Annotated in this window: 13 protein-coding genes; 3 read left to right on the plus strand and 10 right to left on the minus strand. The window is 57.9% G+C overall.

Annotated elements, in window-relative coordinates; all coding sequences use genetic code 11:
* Window positions 1-102: 102 nt before the first annotated feature.
* From murG to mraZ, 8 genes are all read right to left on the minus strand, one after another.
* Complete coding sequence (gene murG, locus VH599_03865) at window positions 103-1,218, minus strand: undecaprenyldiphospho-muramoylpentapeptide beta-N-acetylglucosaminyltransferase (protein HEY7347431.1); 1,116 nt, start codon at window positions 1,216-1,218, stop codon at window positions 103-105.
* Window positions 1,133-2,557: a putative lipid II flippase FtsW gene (gene ftsW / locus VH599_03870; protein ID HEY7347432.1), complete on the minus strand. Its 1,425-nt coding sequence runs from the start codon at window positions 2,555-2,557 to the stop codon at window positions 1,133-1,135. The genes murG and ftsW overlap by 86 nt, the downstream gene beginning before the upstream one ends.
* 22 nt (window positions 2,558-2,579) lie before the next feature.
* Window positions 2,580-3,980: a UDP-N-acetylmuramoyl-L-alanine--D-glutamate ligase gene (gene murD, locus VH599_03875; GenBank protein ID HEY7347433.1), complete on the minus strand. Its 1,401-nt coding sequence runs from the start codon at window positions 3,978-3,980 to the stop codon at window positions 2,580-2,582.
* Between the two features lie 162 nt (window positions 3,981-4,142).
* On the minus strand, window positions 4,143-4,376 hold the full coding sequence (locus VH599_03880; protein HEY7347434.1) for a hypothetical protein: 234 nt from the start codon (window positions 4,374-4,376) through the stop codon (window positions 4,143-4,145).
* Window positions 4,377-4,557: 181 nt separating this feature from the next.
* Entirely contained in the window at window positions 4,558-6,324 is a 1,767-nt protein-coding gene (locus VH599_03885; GenBank protein HEY7347435.1) for a penicillin-binding protein 2, read from the minus strand.
* Window positions 6,325-6,455: 131 nt separating this feature from the next.
* Window positions 6,456-6,845: a hypothetical protein gene (locus VH599_03890; GenBank protein HEY7347436.1), complete on the minus strand. Its 390-nt coding sequence runs from the start codon at window positions 6,843-6,845 to the stop codon at window positions 6,456-6,458.
* 60 nt (window positions 6,846-6,905) lie between these two features.
* Window positions 6,906-7,910, minus strand: a complete 1,005-nt coding sequence (gene rsmH / locus VH599_03895) for a 16S rRNA (cytosine(1402)-N(4))-methyltransferase RsmH (GenBank protein ID HEY7347437.1) — start codon at window positions 7,908-7,910, stop codon at window positions 6,906-6,908.
* Window positions 7,911-7,940: 30 nt separating this feature from the next.
* Window positions 7,941-8,375, minus strand: a complete 435-nt coding sequence (gene mraZ / locus VH599_03900) for a division/cell wall cluster transcriptional repressor MraZ (protein ID HEY7347438.1) — start codon at window positions 8,373-8,375, stop codon at window positions 7,941-7,943.
* 226 nt (window positions 8,376-8,601) lie between these two features.
* On the opposite strand from mraZ, the gene guaA reads away from it, so the two are divergent.
* A complete protein-coding gene (gene guaA / locus VH599_03905; GenBank protein HEY7347439.1) occupies window positions 8,602-10,263 on the plus strand; it encodes a glutamine-hydrolyzing GMP synthase in 1,662 nt (553 codons plus the stop codon).
* Between the two features lie 17 nt (window positions 10,264-10,280).
* On the opposite strand, the gene VH599_03910 is transcribed toward guaA, so the two are convergent.
* Both VH599_03910 and VH599_03915 read right to left on the minus strand, forming a co-directional pair.
* Window positions 10,281-10,787: an NUDIX hydrolase gene (locus tag VH599_03910; protein ID HEY7347440.1), complete on the minus strand. Its 507-nt coding sequence runs from the start codon at window positions 10,785-10,787 to the stop codon at window positions 10,281-10,283.
* 71 nt (window positions 10,788-10,858) lie between these two features.
* On the minus strand, window positions 10,859-11,503 hold the full coding sequence (locus VH599_03915) for an MEDS domain-containing protein (protein HEY7347441.1): 645 nt from the start codon (window positions 11,501-11,503) through the stop codon (window positions 10,859-10,861).
* 450 nt (window positions 11,504-11,953) lie between these two features.
* On the opposite strand from VH599_03915, the gene VH599_03920 reads away from it, so the two are divergent.
* Complete coding sequence (locus VH599_03920; protein HEY7347442.1) at window positions 11,954-12,373, plus strand: hypothetical protein; 420 nt, start codon at window positions 11,954-11,956, stop codon at window positions 12,371-12,373.
* Between the two features lie 45 nt (window positions 12,374-12,418).
* Window positions 12,419-13,477: an MBL fold metallo-hydrolase gene (locus VH599_03925; GenBank protein HEY7347443.1), complete on the plus strand. Its 1,059-nt coding sequence runs from the start codon at window positions 12,419-12,421 to the stop codon at window positions 13,475-13,477.
* Window positions 13,478-13,601 lie beyond the last annotated feature (124 nt).

A 13,601-nucleotide genomic window follows, 5' to 3' on the forward strand; every position in this document is an offset into this window, starting at 1 on the left:
ATGCCTCGTGGGCTTTCCGCTGTTCATCTGGTTAACTGAGCTATATTCTACCATACGATCTCTACCGAGGTACAGATCTCTTCCTACGGGCATCTAGTATGTTCACTTTGCCAGGCTGGCGACCAGGGCCGCCAGATCAGCAGCAGCAGCAGGCCGGGCGAGCGAACGCGCCGCCATTCGCAGCCCGTTCAACCGCTCTTGATCTTGCAAGTACGGCAGGAGAGCAGTGCTTAAAACATCCGGTGTCAGATCAGCGTCGCGGATGATTTTTGCCGCGCCATGCTGCGCAAACATCGCGGCGTTGATTTCCTGGGGCGAGCCACCAAAACCTGGCGGCAGCGGTATCAGGATGCTGCCTTTGCCGAGCGCGGCCAGTTCGCTGAGTGTGGCTGCGCCAGAACGGCAGAGTACCACATCCGCTGCGGCAAGCGCCAGGGGCATCTCGGCATCAAGGTATTCATAGAGTCTGTAATGAGGCTTCCAGTCGGGATGCTCTTCCAGCACGCGCTCTGAAGCGCTTTTCGTAGCGACAAAAGTGCGCGCACCGCTGATCTGAAGCACCTGGCAGACTGGGAGCAGCCAGTTCAGGCTGGCAACGACTACTTCATTAAGGTGCCTGGCTCCCTGGCTGCCGCCTGTGACCAGCGCCAGGGGCAGAGCAGGATCGAGGCCGAACGATTGCTTTGCTGCGCCAGGCTCCATGCCGATGACGTTTAGGATCGCTTCGCGGACAGGATTGCCAATCAGCGTTGTCTTTTTGGCAGGGAAATAGCGCAGCGAACCCTCAAAGGAGACAGTGATGCGTGTTGCCAGTGGCCGCAGCAGGCGGTTTGCCAGATTCGGCGAGACATCTTGCTGATGGGTGACTAATGGAATACCTGACCAACGCGCAGCGAAGCCAGCCGGTACGGAAACATAGCCGCCGCTGGTGAAGGCGACATCTGGCCGGAAGCGGCGAACATGGCCGATGGCCTGCGCGAAGCCAACGGGTATCCGGCCCAGATCGTTTATGGTTTTCCAGGAGAGGTAGCGCCGCAGCTTGCCCGCGCGAATGCCAACAAAGGTAAGCCCGGCTTTGGGGACAAGCTGTGTCTCCGGGCCGCGCTCATCGCCGAGATAGAGGATCTCGGCGTCATAATCGCTCTGGAGCACTTTGGCGACGGCCAGCGCCGGGTAGATGTGTCCCCCGGTCCCGCCGCCTGAAATCAATACCCGCATCGTTCTGTGTTCCTGACCGTGATGAATGAGCACTGTAACGAGAGATATTCAGCAGGATGCCAACGGCGGCCATCGTCGTGACCAGGGAAGAGCCGCCAAAGCTGATAAATGGGAGAGGCACGCCCGTAAACGGGATGAGCGCCACGACCGAGCCAATATTCAGGATGGCCTGGACGGCAATCCAGCAGGAGATGCCAGCCGCCAGCAGAGCGCCGTACATTTCAGGGGCGCGTCGTCCGGCGCGAAACGCACGATAGGTCACGGTGGCAATCAAGAGCAGAATGACACCGCAGCCGATAAAGCCGATCTCCTCGCCAATCACCGCAAAAATGGAGTCGGTCCAGGGGTTTGGCAGATAGCCGGCTTTCTGGCGGCTGGCTCCCAGGCCAAGGCCGGTGAGGCCGCCGGAACCAAGGGCGATCAACCCCTGGCAAACTTGATAGGAGGCGCTGGAAGCGCAGTTGAGGGGGTCGAGGAAGGCTTCCAGCCGCGATACTCGGTAGGGGGTGCCGAAAGTAATAAACACAAAAGCGCCCACTCCAGAAAGCATCATTGGCAGCAGGTGAAGGAGATTGGCGCCCGCTGCGAAGAACATAGCCACTGCGAAAGCAGCGATGATAATAGCGGTCCCCATATCGTTCTGGAGGATGACCAGCACAATTACTACCCCGGTGAGAACGGCGAAAGGGACCAGCCCGTATATAAAGCTGCCGACCTGTTTCCCTTTGCGCGAAAGCCAATCCGCAATATACAGGGTAAAGGCGAGCTTGGCAAGTTCGCTCGGCTGGAAGGTGAAGGGGCCAATTGGCAGCCAACGCTGGCCGCCGTTGATTTTTTTGCCAACCACCAGCACCAGAATCAGCAGCAGCAGCGAGCCAACCAGGATGGGTACAGAGATGCGCCGCCAGCGATCATAGGCAATACTGGTGGTGATGAACATGGCTACGAGACCCAGGCCCACCCAGAGAAGCTGGCGGCGGAACCAGTAAGAGGGATCGCTATAGTCTGCCGCTGCGCTGGCGCTGTAGACCATGACCAGGCTAAAGCAGAGCAAGGCGCCTACTGCGGCGAGGAGCTTATAATCGCCACGCCCGGTTGGCGTCGGCAAAGGCTCGATGCGCCCCTCTGCCTCTGCATCTGAGGCTTCATCTTGAGTCTCGCGGGCATTGTTGAGTGGGCCAGAAGGACGCGCTTTGGGGCGCTGCTTCTCTTCAGCAACGCTTACCGCGTGGCCTCGGCGCTCTGGCGGCGTGGCAAGCTGCCCCAGGTTATCTAACGCTGGAGACCGAATAACAGGTGGCTGGTTATCCCGGCCCTTGGTGTTTGTTTTCAATGCCATCTCTGCTGCACCAGACTCTCCGTTACTGCTCGCTCAGACTTTTGGCCTCTCTGGCGAATTGTTCGCCTCGATCAGCAAAGTCAATGAAGAGGTCGTAGCTGGTCCCGCCAGGCGAGAGCAGCACAACATCACCGGGCCGCGCCAGGTCGGCAGCGAAATGTACAGCATCCGCCATACTGGTTGCGCGATAAACTTCTTGCAGTGATTGTTCGTTGGCAGGAACACGCTCGCGGGCGGCGCTGACCGCGTTGGCTATCAGTTCGGTGGCTTCGCCCAGCAGGACGAGCGCGTGAACCTGGCGTACAATCCGTTCAGCGCACTCTTCCCAGGGCAGGTGCTTATCGCGCCCGCCAGCAATCAGCACTAATGGTTGGCGCTGCTGCTCGTAGACTTTGAGGGCAGCCATCATGCGCTCTGGCGCGGTAGCAATCGAATCGTTGATGTAGCGAACGCCGTTGATCTCAGCCACGTATTGCAAGCGGTGTGCCACGCCTGGAAAGCTGGTAATGACGCGCGTCATGGCCTCCGGCTGGACGCCCGCCAGGCTCGTTGCCGCGATGGCCGCCAGTACGTTCTCGCGGTTGTGATCGCCAGGGATGATTGTCTGGTCGGCAGGACAGATGCGCGTGTCGCGGCCAGTGAAATCGCGGAATACATACCAGCCCTCCTCCAGAAAGGCCCCCACGTCTACCGGGTGCTGGCGGCTGAACCAGAGTACCTTCCCTGGAGTGCAGGCGCGCGACTCGAAGCTGAGCTGATTATCAGGATTCAGAATCGCAAAATCGTCAGGGCGCTGGTGATAGAGAATCTGGCGTTTACATTCGGTATAAACTTCCATCGTGCCACAGCGGTCCAGATGGTTCGGCGTGATGTTCAGCAGCAAGGCGATATGTGGGCTTTGCGTCATGATTTCAAGCTGGTTAAAGCTCATCTCCAGAACAACAATAGAATCGGGTGTGATGTGAGGCAGTTCCCCCAGGATGGTGCGGCCAATATTGCCGCCGACAATGACCTGGCGGCCCCCCTGTGCTTTGAGTAATTCCCCGATCAGTGTGGTCGTCGTTGTTTTGCCGCTGCTGCCGGTGATGCCGATGATAGGCGCGGGGCAGAGTTCCAGGAAAAGACGGGTAATGCTGCTGATGGGGATGCCAAGCTGGCGCGCCTCGACGAGCGGCGGCAGGTCGGTGGGGATGCCCGCGCTGATAAAGATCACGTCGGCCTGGCGAAAATCTTCAGGGGCGTGTGCGCCAAGGGAGAGGCTGGCGGGAATGCCCTTAATTTGCGCCAGGGAGGGAGCGAGCGCGGCCTCGGTTTTACTATCGCTGACGGTAATGCGGGCGCCTTGCTCGTTCAGGTATTGGATGAGGGCTATACCTTCGCGAGCCAGGCCAACTACAGTCACACGCTTGCCACTAAACTGCATACAGTGGTCCTCAATAACATGTCCAGAGTATAAAATCGCTGCGCAGTTGCCCCCTTGTTCGCCTGCTTTGTGGCCGAAAAATACCCTCGCGTAGCTGGGCGTTGAGCGGCGCGCTCGACCATGCCTGGGCGCGCTATAGCTTTCACCCAGGCGAGCAAACGATCAGGAATTATCAACTGTCAAATGCTGCTCATCTATAAAACGTTCGACAGCCCGATCATGCGGAACAGTAATTAAACGCACCCGCCGCTCTCGTCGTAGGACAAAATTAAAAGCGGTCCTGGTATCGTTGACAGATGACCAGAGCGGGCGGGCAAAAATAGGTTGCACGATCTCCCAGCCATCGGCCAGAGCAGCGCGAAGCTCTGCCAGGCGAATCGTGGCTATGGTCGGCATGGTTGGTAGCCCTCCCTCCTCGTTTAATGCTCCTTGTTGTTGGTCCATGATTCTGTGTCAGCCTTGCCTAGTGTTGGGATCAGATGTTCTGCCTCCTTCAACATACTTCCCGTGGTCTTCCTCACTTTCATCTTCATTCCTGCCGGGCCAGAAATCGGTTGCGCCTCCTGCGCTTCTCTTGCTATCCGCCCGTTGATGGCTGATCGGGTGAAATGCGGTAGTAATGGAAGAGCCAGGTGGCAATATCGTGCCAGAGCGGTCCGGCGACCAGTCCGCCAAAGATCGGCGCTCTGGGATGATCAATTTTGACGAGCATGACAAATTGTGGGTTGGATGCTGGCGCGTATCCGGCAACCGATGCGTAGGTATAGCCTGTAGGCTTCTCTGGCGGTGTCGAGGTTCCAGTTTTAGCAGCGATCTGATAGCCTGGAACGAGCGCCTGAGCCGCCTCTCCATCCACGGCAGATTGCACCAACATCTGGGTAATAGTCTGCGCTGTCCCTGGGCTGATGACTTGCCGGACGCGCTGAGGGCCAAATTGGGTGGCGTGCCCATGCTGAACCACTGAGGTGACGACGTATGGTCGCATCAGTGTCCCATCGTTGGCAAGCGCCGCGTAGGCCATCACCATTTGCAGAGGTGTCAAACTGATGCCTTCGCCAAAGCTGTTCTCTGCCAGCGTCAGGTTGGTGCGATCAGCAGGAGCAGGCAGCAGGCCGCCGCTTTCGTTGGGCAGGTCCACGTCGGTGGGCGCGTCGAAGCCAAACAGGCTCAGGTAGTGATAAAAGTTCCTGGCGCCCAGCTTTTGCAGTGCTACCCAGATGGCCCCAACATTGGCCGAATGCTGAAGCACCTGGGTCATCGTCTCCGGTCCATAGCTCGTATCATCGAAGTTATGGATGCGGATACCATCAACGTCGTAGTAGCCAGGGTCGTTGAACGTGGTGTTCGGTGTGATGAGGTGCAGGTCCAGCGCCGCCGCCATAGTCACTGCTTTCATGGTTGAGCCGGGATCGTAAATCTTGCTCGTGATTGGATTGTTAAAAAGATCGTAAGAGGAGACGGCGTTATATTGATTGGGGTCAAAGCTGGGTTGACTTGCCATAGCGATGATCGCGCCGGTTTTGGGGTTCACGATGATGACAGAGCCGCTATCTGCTTTGTGCTGGACAATGGTATTGTGAAGCATCTGCTCGACAGTTGCTTCTACATTCGCGTCAAGCGTGAGGGTCAGATCGGCGCCATTCACCGGCGGCTGCCAGACTTGATCGCCCAGGGCCAGCGGATTGCCGTTCGCATCTGCCTGGGCGATGAGCTTGCCTGGTTGGCCTGTAAGCTGGGAGTTGTAATATTTTTCCAGACCATATTGCCCAACGCCTGTATCCTGCTGCACAAAGCCCAGGAGTTGAGCGGCCAGGCTGCCATCAACATACACGCGCAAGCTTTCGGGCCGCAAGCCAATACCGACAAGCTGTTCGTTGTTCAGCAGTTCCTCGATGCGTTTGCTTTGACTCTGGGTGGCGTGAATCTTCTGCCCTTGCGCGTCGAACAGAAACGTAAAGATGACTGGCTGCCCATGCTGTTTCAGGAGCAATTGGGGGCGAAGCAGGTCGGCTGGCTGAGCCAGGATGGAGGCAAGCTGTCTAAGCGTCTGGTCCATTGAGCCTGGGTGATCGCCTTCCTCTTGCTGGATGGCCTGGGGGGCAGCGGCTACAGCGTTTTCAGTGATATTGAGGGCCAGCAGATGGCCGTTCACATCATACAAAGAGCCACGCCCGGCAAGCACGATAGTGGGCTGCCGGTGTTCCTGGTCGGCCAGGGCAGCCAGCGCCGTATGCTGTTCAAGCTGCCAATACGCCAGACGGCTTGCGATGGCGAGCAGACTTCCGCAAATCAGCAGAAATAAGATCGCCTGGCGAAAGCGAGCGCGGCGCAATTTGTTGCTCATCGCGTATCTGGCTCCAGAATGCGGCTGTTTCAACTACGTCTACCTTACGTCAATATCAAAAAAGTACACTTTCGGTAAATAGGTTTTCGTGATAGATGTTCTCGTTGTCGCTGGCCGGGCGACTGCTATCTTCAGGGTGGCCCAGGGATCACAATCGTGTGAACTCTGGCGGGGTCTTCTGGGATCATACCCATGCGGATCGCCTGTTGAACGATATAGCCTGGCGATTGCAAAATGCCCTGCTGTTCACGAAGCTGCTGGTTTTGTTGTTGAAGCTGCGTTTGCTGGTTCGCAAGCTCCTGAAGGCGCAGTCTGGCCTGAGTCGCCAGCCCAACCTCGTTGAGATAGAGTAAGGCCAGCAGGCTGATAAGGATGGCTCCGATGATGCCTAGCGGGATTGGACCCAGGCGAAAGAGCGATGAGGCCAGCCGCCGTCTTGCGCGGGCCACCTGCAAGGGTTTCGTCTGCTCATCTACTCTTTGCGCATCATGAGCGCCGCTGATCCTCTCTCCCTCAGTCACCTGCGCTCTCCTTTGCCTTTCGCTATCACAACCTACGCAATATACGCTTCCAGTGAAAGATTATTGCTCTGCTTTGCCAGGTTTCGCATTCACTTCCAACCGCTCCACGACGCGCAGTTTGGCGCTCCGCGCGCGTGGGTTCTGCTGCTGCTCAGTTTGGGATGCGACCAGCGGATGTCGCGTAATGAGCCGCACCCGCGCCTGATGTCCACAGATACACACAGGAGTCTGCGGCGGACAGATGCAATCGCGCGCCTCGGCTTGAAGACAGCGTTTGATGATACGGTCTTCCAACGAGTGAAAGCTGATGATCGCCAATCTTCCCCCTGGAGCCAGCAGGTTCACTGCCTGCGGCAAGACATCCACCAGATTTTGTAGCTCATTGTTGACGGCGATGCGCAGCGCCTGAAACGTGCGGGTTGCAGGATGTATCCCGCCGGGATGGCCGGGAACGCCAGCCGCCGCGAGCTGCGCCAGTTCCGCTGCTTGCGTTATGGGCTTACGCAGACGCGCCCGGACAATTCGACGGGCGATCTGACGCGCGCGGCGCTCTTCCCCGTAGCGCCAGAGGAGATCAGCCAGCCCACTTTCTGGGAGTGTGTTGAGGAGATCAGCCGCTGTCGTTGGGGTGGCTGGGTCGAAGCGCATATCCAGGGGTCCATTGCCCGCGAAAGAGAAGCCGCGCTCGTGGTCGGCAAGTTGATCGGATGAAAGACCGAGATCGAGCAAAATCCCATCAACCTTTTGGAAGCCAGCCTGCTCAGCGAGCCGCTGCAATTGGGCAAAGTTGCCCTGGACCAATGTCAGCCGTCCCAGGGCTAGAGGCGCTTGCAAGCGTTCTGCGATGCGCGTTAGAGCCTGGGGATCGGCGTCAATGGCGAGCACCTGGCCGTTCGGGGCACTGCGTTCCAGCAAGAGCGTGGTATGCCCCCCGCCACCAGCGGTGCCGTCTATATAGCGTCCGTCGGAGTGTGGGCGGAGCGCTTCCAACACTTCAGCAGGCATGACTGGAATATGTTGAGTTGTCACGGTTTTGGTAAGCATCATTACGATGGCTTCTCCCATGCCGCCTGGCTCTTGCTGCCTGGCTCTCAGTCAAAATGGGAGGTCTAGCCCTTTCAAATCTTCAGACTCGATCTGCGCCAGCGCCTCACGATATTGAGCTGTATTCCAGAGTTCCAGACGATCTCGCGCCCCGACAATCAGGACATCATTTTCCAGGCTGGCGCGTTCGCGGTACTTTGCCGGAATGGTCACACGGCCCTGGGAATCAAGCTCTAATTCGGTGGCGTTGCCAAAAAAGACGCGCTCGACGTGGCGGCGTTGGGCTGCGTTCAGGTTTTTTTCGTCAATCTGCCTGGCTTTGGCTTCCCAGGCTTCCATAGGATACACATACAGGCAGGCTTCTACCCCAGGGGTGATGACGGCCCCGGCCTCGAAGCGCAAGCGATAGCGAGCCGGAAGCGCCAGGCGCCCCTTCGCATCCAGGGTATGGGTAAATTCGCCGGTAAAGCCAATGAAAACTGCCATATGACCGCACATGTCCTCCCAAACGCAAGTTACTCCCTTTATAGCAAGTTTTGTTCCCCACTTTGCCCCACTTTGCCCCACCAGGAGCATTATACTCTTTTTGCTGTCTCGCGTGAAGTCATCTGCTGCGCCAGAGCGTGATGTGATTGGTGGTAAGCCAATCATACTACGACGGTGGCGCATCCTCGCAGTGGGGCGTGCTATAATGCGGGCAAGAGCGCGGGTGATGAGACAAAACGAAGCGCGGGCCGGTCAGGAGCAGGCAGCAGTGATACAGACAGCACAAGACCAGGTGAATCAAGAGCAGACGAGCTCTGAAATGACAGAGCGCGAAACGATTGCGATTCTGGATTTTGGGTCGCAATATAGCCGGTTGATTGCGCGGCGTGTGCGCGAATGCCACGTCTACTGCGAACTTCTTCCCGCAGAGACGACCCTGGCCGAACTGTGTCGGCTGAACGTGCGCGGGGTGATTCTGTCGGGCGGGCCCAACAGCGTCTATGACCCTGGCGCGCCGCTCTGCGATCAGGCGCTCTTGGAGAGCGGCCTGCCGATTCTGGGCATTTGTTATGGCATGCAGTTGCTGGCCCATCAATTAGGAGGACAGGTAGACCCTGCCACCGGCCAGCGTGAATATGGCGCAGCAGAACTTGATCTGCTGCGCCCACCAGAAGACCGGCATCCGATCTTTCGGGGTTTGGCGCTTCCAGACGAGGCGCGGTTGCGAGCGTGGATGAGCCACGGGGATAGCGTGGCTGCTTTGCCGCCGGGCTTTGTGTGCCTGGCAAGCTCAACCAACACTCCGATTGCGGCGATGGCTGGCCCTGGTGGGCTGGTGGGCATACAGTTTCACCCGGAGGTCGCTCACACGCCACAGGGAACGATGATCCTGCAAAACTTCCTCTATGAGATTTGCGGCTGCCAGCCTACCTGGACGGCGGGAGCGTTTATCGAAGAGGCGACGACCAGGATTCGCGCACAGGTGGGTAGTGGCCGGATGATCTGTGGCCTTTCTGGGGGTGTGGATTCGGCTGTTGCGGCGGTGCTGGCGTATCGTGCGGTGGGCGACCAACTGACTTGCATCTTTGTGGATACCGGCTGTATGCGCGCTGGCGAGCGTGAACAGGTGATTGAGACGTTCCAGCGGCATCTGCATATTCCGCTAGTGGCTGTCGATGCCTCAGCACGCTTTCTGAAGCGGCTGGCTGGGGTGATTGACCCTGAAGCGAAGCGCCGCATTATCGGCGAAGAGTTTGTGCGCCTCTTCGAGGAAGAGGCGGGTAAACTGGAGCAGGTGGATTTCCTGGCGCAAGGCACGCTTTATCCCGATGTGATTGAGAGTACCAGCCATGACACCAGCGCCGCTGCGCGTATCAAGACACATCATAACGTTGGCGGGCTGCCGGAGCAGATGGCGCTCAATCTGGTAGAGCCGCTGCGCTATCTGTTTAAGGACGAGGTACGCGAGGTTGGCCGCGAGTTAGGGCTGCCGGAGGAGTGGGTCTGGCGGCACCCCTTCCCTGGCCCTGGCCTGGCGATTCGCGTGATCGGCGAGGTGACGGAAGAGCGCCTGGCAACCCTGCGCCGCGCTGACGCGATTGTGCTGGAGGAAGTGCGCCGCGCTGGCCTCTACCACGAGCTTGGGCAGGTCTTTGCGGTTCTCACGCCGCTTCAGAGCGTGGGAGTGATGGGCGATGGCCGCACGTATGCCAATGTAGTGGCGGTGCGCGCCGTGACTACCGGGGATTTCATGACGGCTGATTGGGCCAGATTGCCCCATGATCTGCTGGCGAGCATCGCCAATCGGCTGGTCAATGAGGTGGCGGGCGTCAATCGGGTGGTCTATGACATTACCAGTAAACCACCAGCAACGATTGAATGGGAATGACACCGGGCTTCACACGATCAACTGGCGTTGCGCCTGGAGGCGCGCTTCCTGACAAGCCCTTCGGCCTGGCGCAGGATATGGCTATCGCTTTCGTAGGTGAGGCGCTGGTAGGCTTCGGCGAGAGGAAACCAGCGTACTTCATCGTATTCATGGTCGTGGAGCGATATATCCCCACCGACAGGTTCCATCAGGAAATAGCGCACTTCTTTTTCGTAGCGCATAGTGTTGCGCACAAAGGAGTAGTGGATGCTGCCGATGTTGGCAAGGATGCGGGTCTGGAGGCCGGTCTCTTCGTTCACTTCGCGCAAAGCGACTTGCTCCACTGTCTCCCCTTTGCGGGGAGTTCCTTTGGGCAGCGCCCAGATGCCGGACGGGCTGCGCCCTACCAGCACAACCTCGATCTCGTCTGTTCTGGTATCCACAGCGGATGCTTTCTGAGCGCCAGGATCGGGCAGCGCAGTATGTCCCTGGCGGAAGATGACCCCTCCGGCTGAAAAGGCGCGCTGAGACCGATTTCTCTGCATGGGTGACTTCGCGTTTCTGGTTGGCTGCGCACAGGCGCTCTCTAAATGATTGGATATATGGTTGGCCCAGACTAGACGGCTGCTACCCGTTTTTCCCGATTGATGCGCAGGATTTTCAACAGATACTGCTCGGAGTTCAGATAGTAAGGATTGCGCTTGATGAACTTACCCACAACGGCGATGGGGTGAAGTTTGAGCATTTCAACGACCAGGCCGCCGGGTAATTTGGAGTAGTCGTAGTGCATCAAGGCGATGATGGGAGCGCCCTGGAAGGTAAAGACAGCGTCAGAAGCTGCCTCATACTTGAGGATTTGTTCTGGCGTAGCGACATCGCGGGTTAGCCAGGTCATATCAATCGAGATACGCACTGCCTTCCAGCCCTCGCGCATGGCCTGGGCGATAAAGGTCTGATGGGTAGAGAGCAGGTGCCAGGGATCAAAGTGTTTCCCAATTAAGAAGGCTTCGCGGTCACTCGTCAGGGTAAGCTGGCCGCTGGTATAAGCGGCTTCGACATTGACGCCAAATTTGGCGAGGGCCTCTTCCATATCGCGCACTGTGTTTGGCGCGCCAGCAAAAAGGCACTTCTCTGAGGCAGAGAGACCCACATGGAGTAATCGAGACGTGACGCCAGCGATCTCCCCAGCTTTGTTATACAGTTGACAAATATGGGAGCCAGGGGGGACAACTTCGGATTTTCCCTCAACGCTTAGATCCATTGCAAAGTACCTCCGCTTAGAAAGCGCTCATGCAGCACCTGGAGCGGTGCGCTGTGCGCGCTTGTATATTGCCACCCCGTATCAGCCTCGTCCCCCATATTTGGGCGCGCCTTTGCACTACATGAGTAACATCCGTGGATGAGGATAGCAGCAACGTTTGTTGTCTGCCTGGGCGCCTGCCTGTAAAAGGCGTACCCTCATCAGCCCTGCCAGCCAGCATATAACCGGCCACCGGGGGGCGAAACCTCCTGTGGCCGGGCGCTGTGTACTGGTTATCAGAAGATTGGTGGGCACAGTCTGCCTTAAAGCGTCCTTTAGAGTATAATCAAACACCAGCGTGATGTCAAGCCGCGTGGATGGCTTTGCGCGCAAAAGAGCCTGGTCTGCCCAGGTAGGACCAGGCTTGCCAGGCACACTCAGACTGATCTTGCACTGAGGCCAGGGGGTAAAATGAATATTTTGGTTATGGGCCACCTATTGCTGGGGTTTCTGACGGCAGTCGCCATTCTCGTCAATCTTCAGCTTGTGAGGCTGGGGCGGCGCTACCGAAGCCAACATGAAATGCTGCCGCCCGCTGTTGCCTCGCTCCTGATCTGGCTGCCGTTAGCGGCAGCGGTAATGGTGGCTGGGGGTGTGGCGCTGGGCGAGAGCAGCTTACTCAGTTATCACGATGCGCAAGATGTGGGTGAGCTGAGTTGGTTTGTGGTGGGTGCTTGCCTCTCTATTTTTGCTGATCTGTGCGCGGCAATGACATGGATCACCGTGAGAGAAGCACTGAAGGTGACCGATGCGACGGATGACCTGGAAACAGCACTGGTAAGCTTAGGGTCTCAGGACATGCCCAGCGTGATCGAGCGAGACGAGCAGTAACCGCTCAAAGCGTCAGAGCAGCTTTTGGAAAGGATTGCAACCCTCATGACATCACTCCCGTCAGATACTTCTGGTCATTGCCTTTCAGTTGCCTCGAAGAAGGCTGAGGGAGGCGTTGAGCAAGTGCTGCCAGATGTCTGGCGCATTACCATGCCGCTCCCCTTTGCGCTGCGTTGGGCGAATGCCTATCTGCTGAAGGGCGAAAGGGAGTGCTGCCTGATCGATGCGGGCCTGGCGACTCCAGAGGCTGAAGAGGTCATGCTTCGGGGACTGGCTGCGGTGGGCATTACCCCAGCAGACCTTTCAACTATTGTATTGACGCATGCGCATCCAGATCATATCGGGTTAGCAGGCAAGTTTCAGCAAGCATCAGGTGCGCCTGTGCTGATGTTTGGGCCAGAAGGCGAGCGAATGCTGAATGTCTGGTCGCAGCATGATATGCGCACTGTTGAAGCCGTCGAGGTCTATTATCGCAGGCATGGAATGCCTGCCGAGGAAAGCGCGTTGGAACGAGGCGCCATAGCCGCCACACGTCGCCTGGTGACGGTTCCCCAGCAGGTGACGCCGTTGGAGGAAGGTCAGCAGGTGCGCCTGGCGGGCGCGCTATATCAAGTGATCTGGACGCCAGGACATGCTGATGGGCATATCTGCCTCTGGCGGGAGGAGGATAGGCTCTTTGTAGCGGGGGATCATATCCTCCCACGGATCTCTCCTAATATTGGCCTCTATCCCAATTCCCGCCCAAATCCGCTGGGAGATTATCTGGCGTCATTAGAAAAGGTCTGCGATTTCCCTGCCGGACTCGTGCTGCCGGGGCATGGCGCGCCGTTTCGTGGTCTAGCCGGGCGTGCGCGTGAATTGATTGCTCATCACCTGGAGCGCGCTGAGGAGACGCGCCAGATCGTGAGCGAGGTCCAGGGACAGGGCGGGGTAGATGCCTACACAGTCGCTCAGCGCCTCTTTGCGGGTCGGTTTGACTCCATGCAGAATCGTCGCTTTGCGTTGGGCGAGGCGCTCGCCCATCTAGAATACCTTTGCTTTGCTGGCCGCCTTGTCCGACGAGAAGATAAGCAGCAGCGCCTCTTTTATCAGGAAGCCGCGTAGCGGGCTTCAAGCCCCTTCGTGCGGAACGGGCGAAATAGGACATTTGTCCTATTTCGCCCGTTCTTTTTGTCAAGAGTTGACAAATGTTTTAAGGCCCGATAATACCTGGATTCATCTCATGCGC

This window comes from Ktedonobacterales bacterium (assembly GCA_036557285.1).
Taxonomy (GTDB): Bacteria; Chloroflexota; Ktedonobacteria; order Ktedonobacterales; family DATBGS01; genus DATBHW01.

Bases quoted from the DNA above. Each gene is read 5' to 3' on its own strand.
- VH599_03915 (HEY7347441.1), bottom strand. From the start codon at position 11,503: ATGGATCTAAGCGTTGAGGGAAAATCCGAAGTTGTCCCCCCTGGCTCC.
- ftsW (HEY7347432.1), bottom strand. From the start codon at position 2,557: ATGGCATTGAAAACAAACACCAAGGGCCGGGATAACCAGCCACCTGTT.
- guaA (HEY7347439.1), top strand. From the start codon at position 8,602: ATGAGACAAAACGAAGCGCGGGCCGGTCAGGAGCAGGCAGCAGTGATA.
- VH599_03880 (HEY7347434.1), bottom strand. From the start codon at position 4,376: ATGCCGACCATAGCCACGATTCGCCTGGCAGAGCTTCGCGCTGCTCTG.
- VH599_03925 (HEY7347443.1), top strand. From the start codon at position 12,419: ATGACATCACTCCCGTCAGATACTTCTGGTCATTGCCTTTCAGTTGCC.
- mraZ (HEY7347438.1), bottom strand. From the start codon at position 8,375: ATGGCAGTTTTCATTGGCTTTACCGGCGAATTTACCCATACCCTGGAT.
- VH599_03885 (HEY7347435.1), bottom strand. From the start codon at position 6,324: ATGAGCAACAAATTGCGCCGCGCTCGCTTTCGCCAGGCGATCTTATTT.
- VH599_03910 (HEY7347440.1), bottom strand. From the start codon at position 10,787: ATGCAGAGAAATCGGTCTCAGCGCGCCTTTTCAGCCGGAGGGGTCATC.
- murD (HEY7347433.1), bottom strand. From the start codon at position 3,980: ATGCAGTTTAGTGGCAAGCGTGTGACTGTAGTTGGCCTGGCTCGCGAA.
- rsmH (HEY7347437.1), bottom strand. From the start codon at position 7,910: ATGGGAGAAGCCATCGTAATGATGCTTACCAAAACCGTGACAACTCAA.
- murG (HEY7347431.1), bottom strand. From the start codon at position 1,218: ATGCGGGTATTGATTTCAGGCGGCGGGACCGGGGGACACATCTACCCG.
- VH599_03920 (HEY7347442.1), top strand. From the start codon at position 11,954: ATGAATATTTTGGTTATGGGCCACCTATTGCTGGGGTTTCTGACGGCA.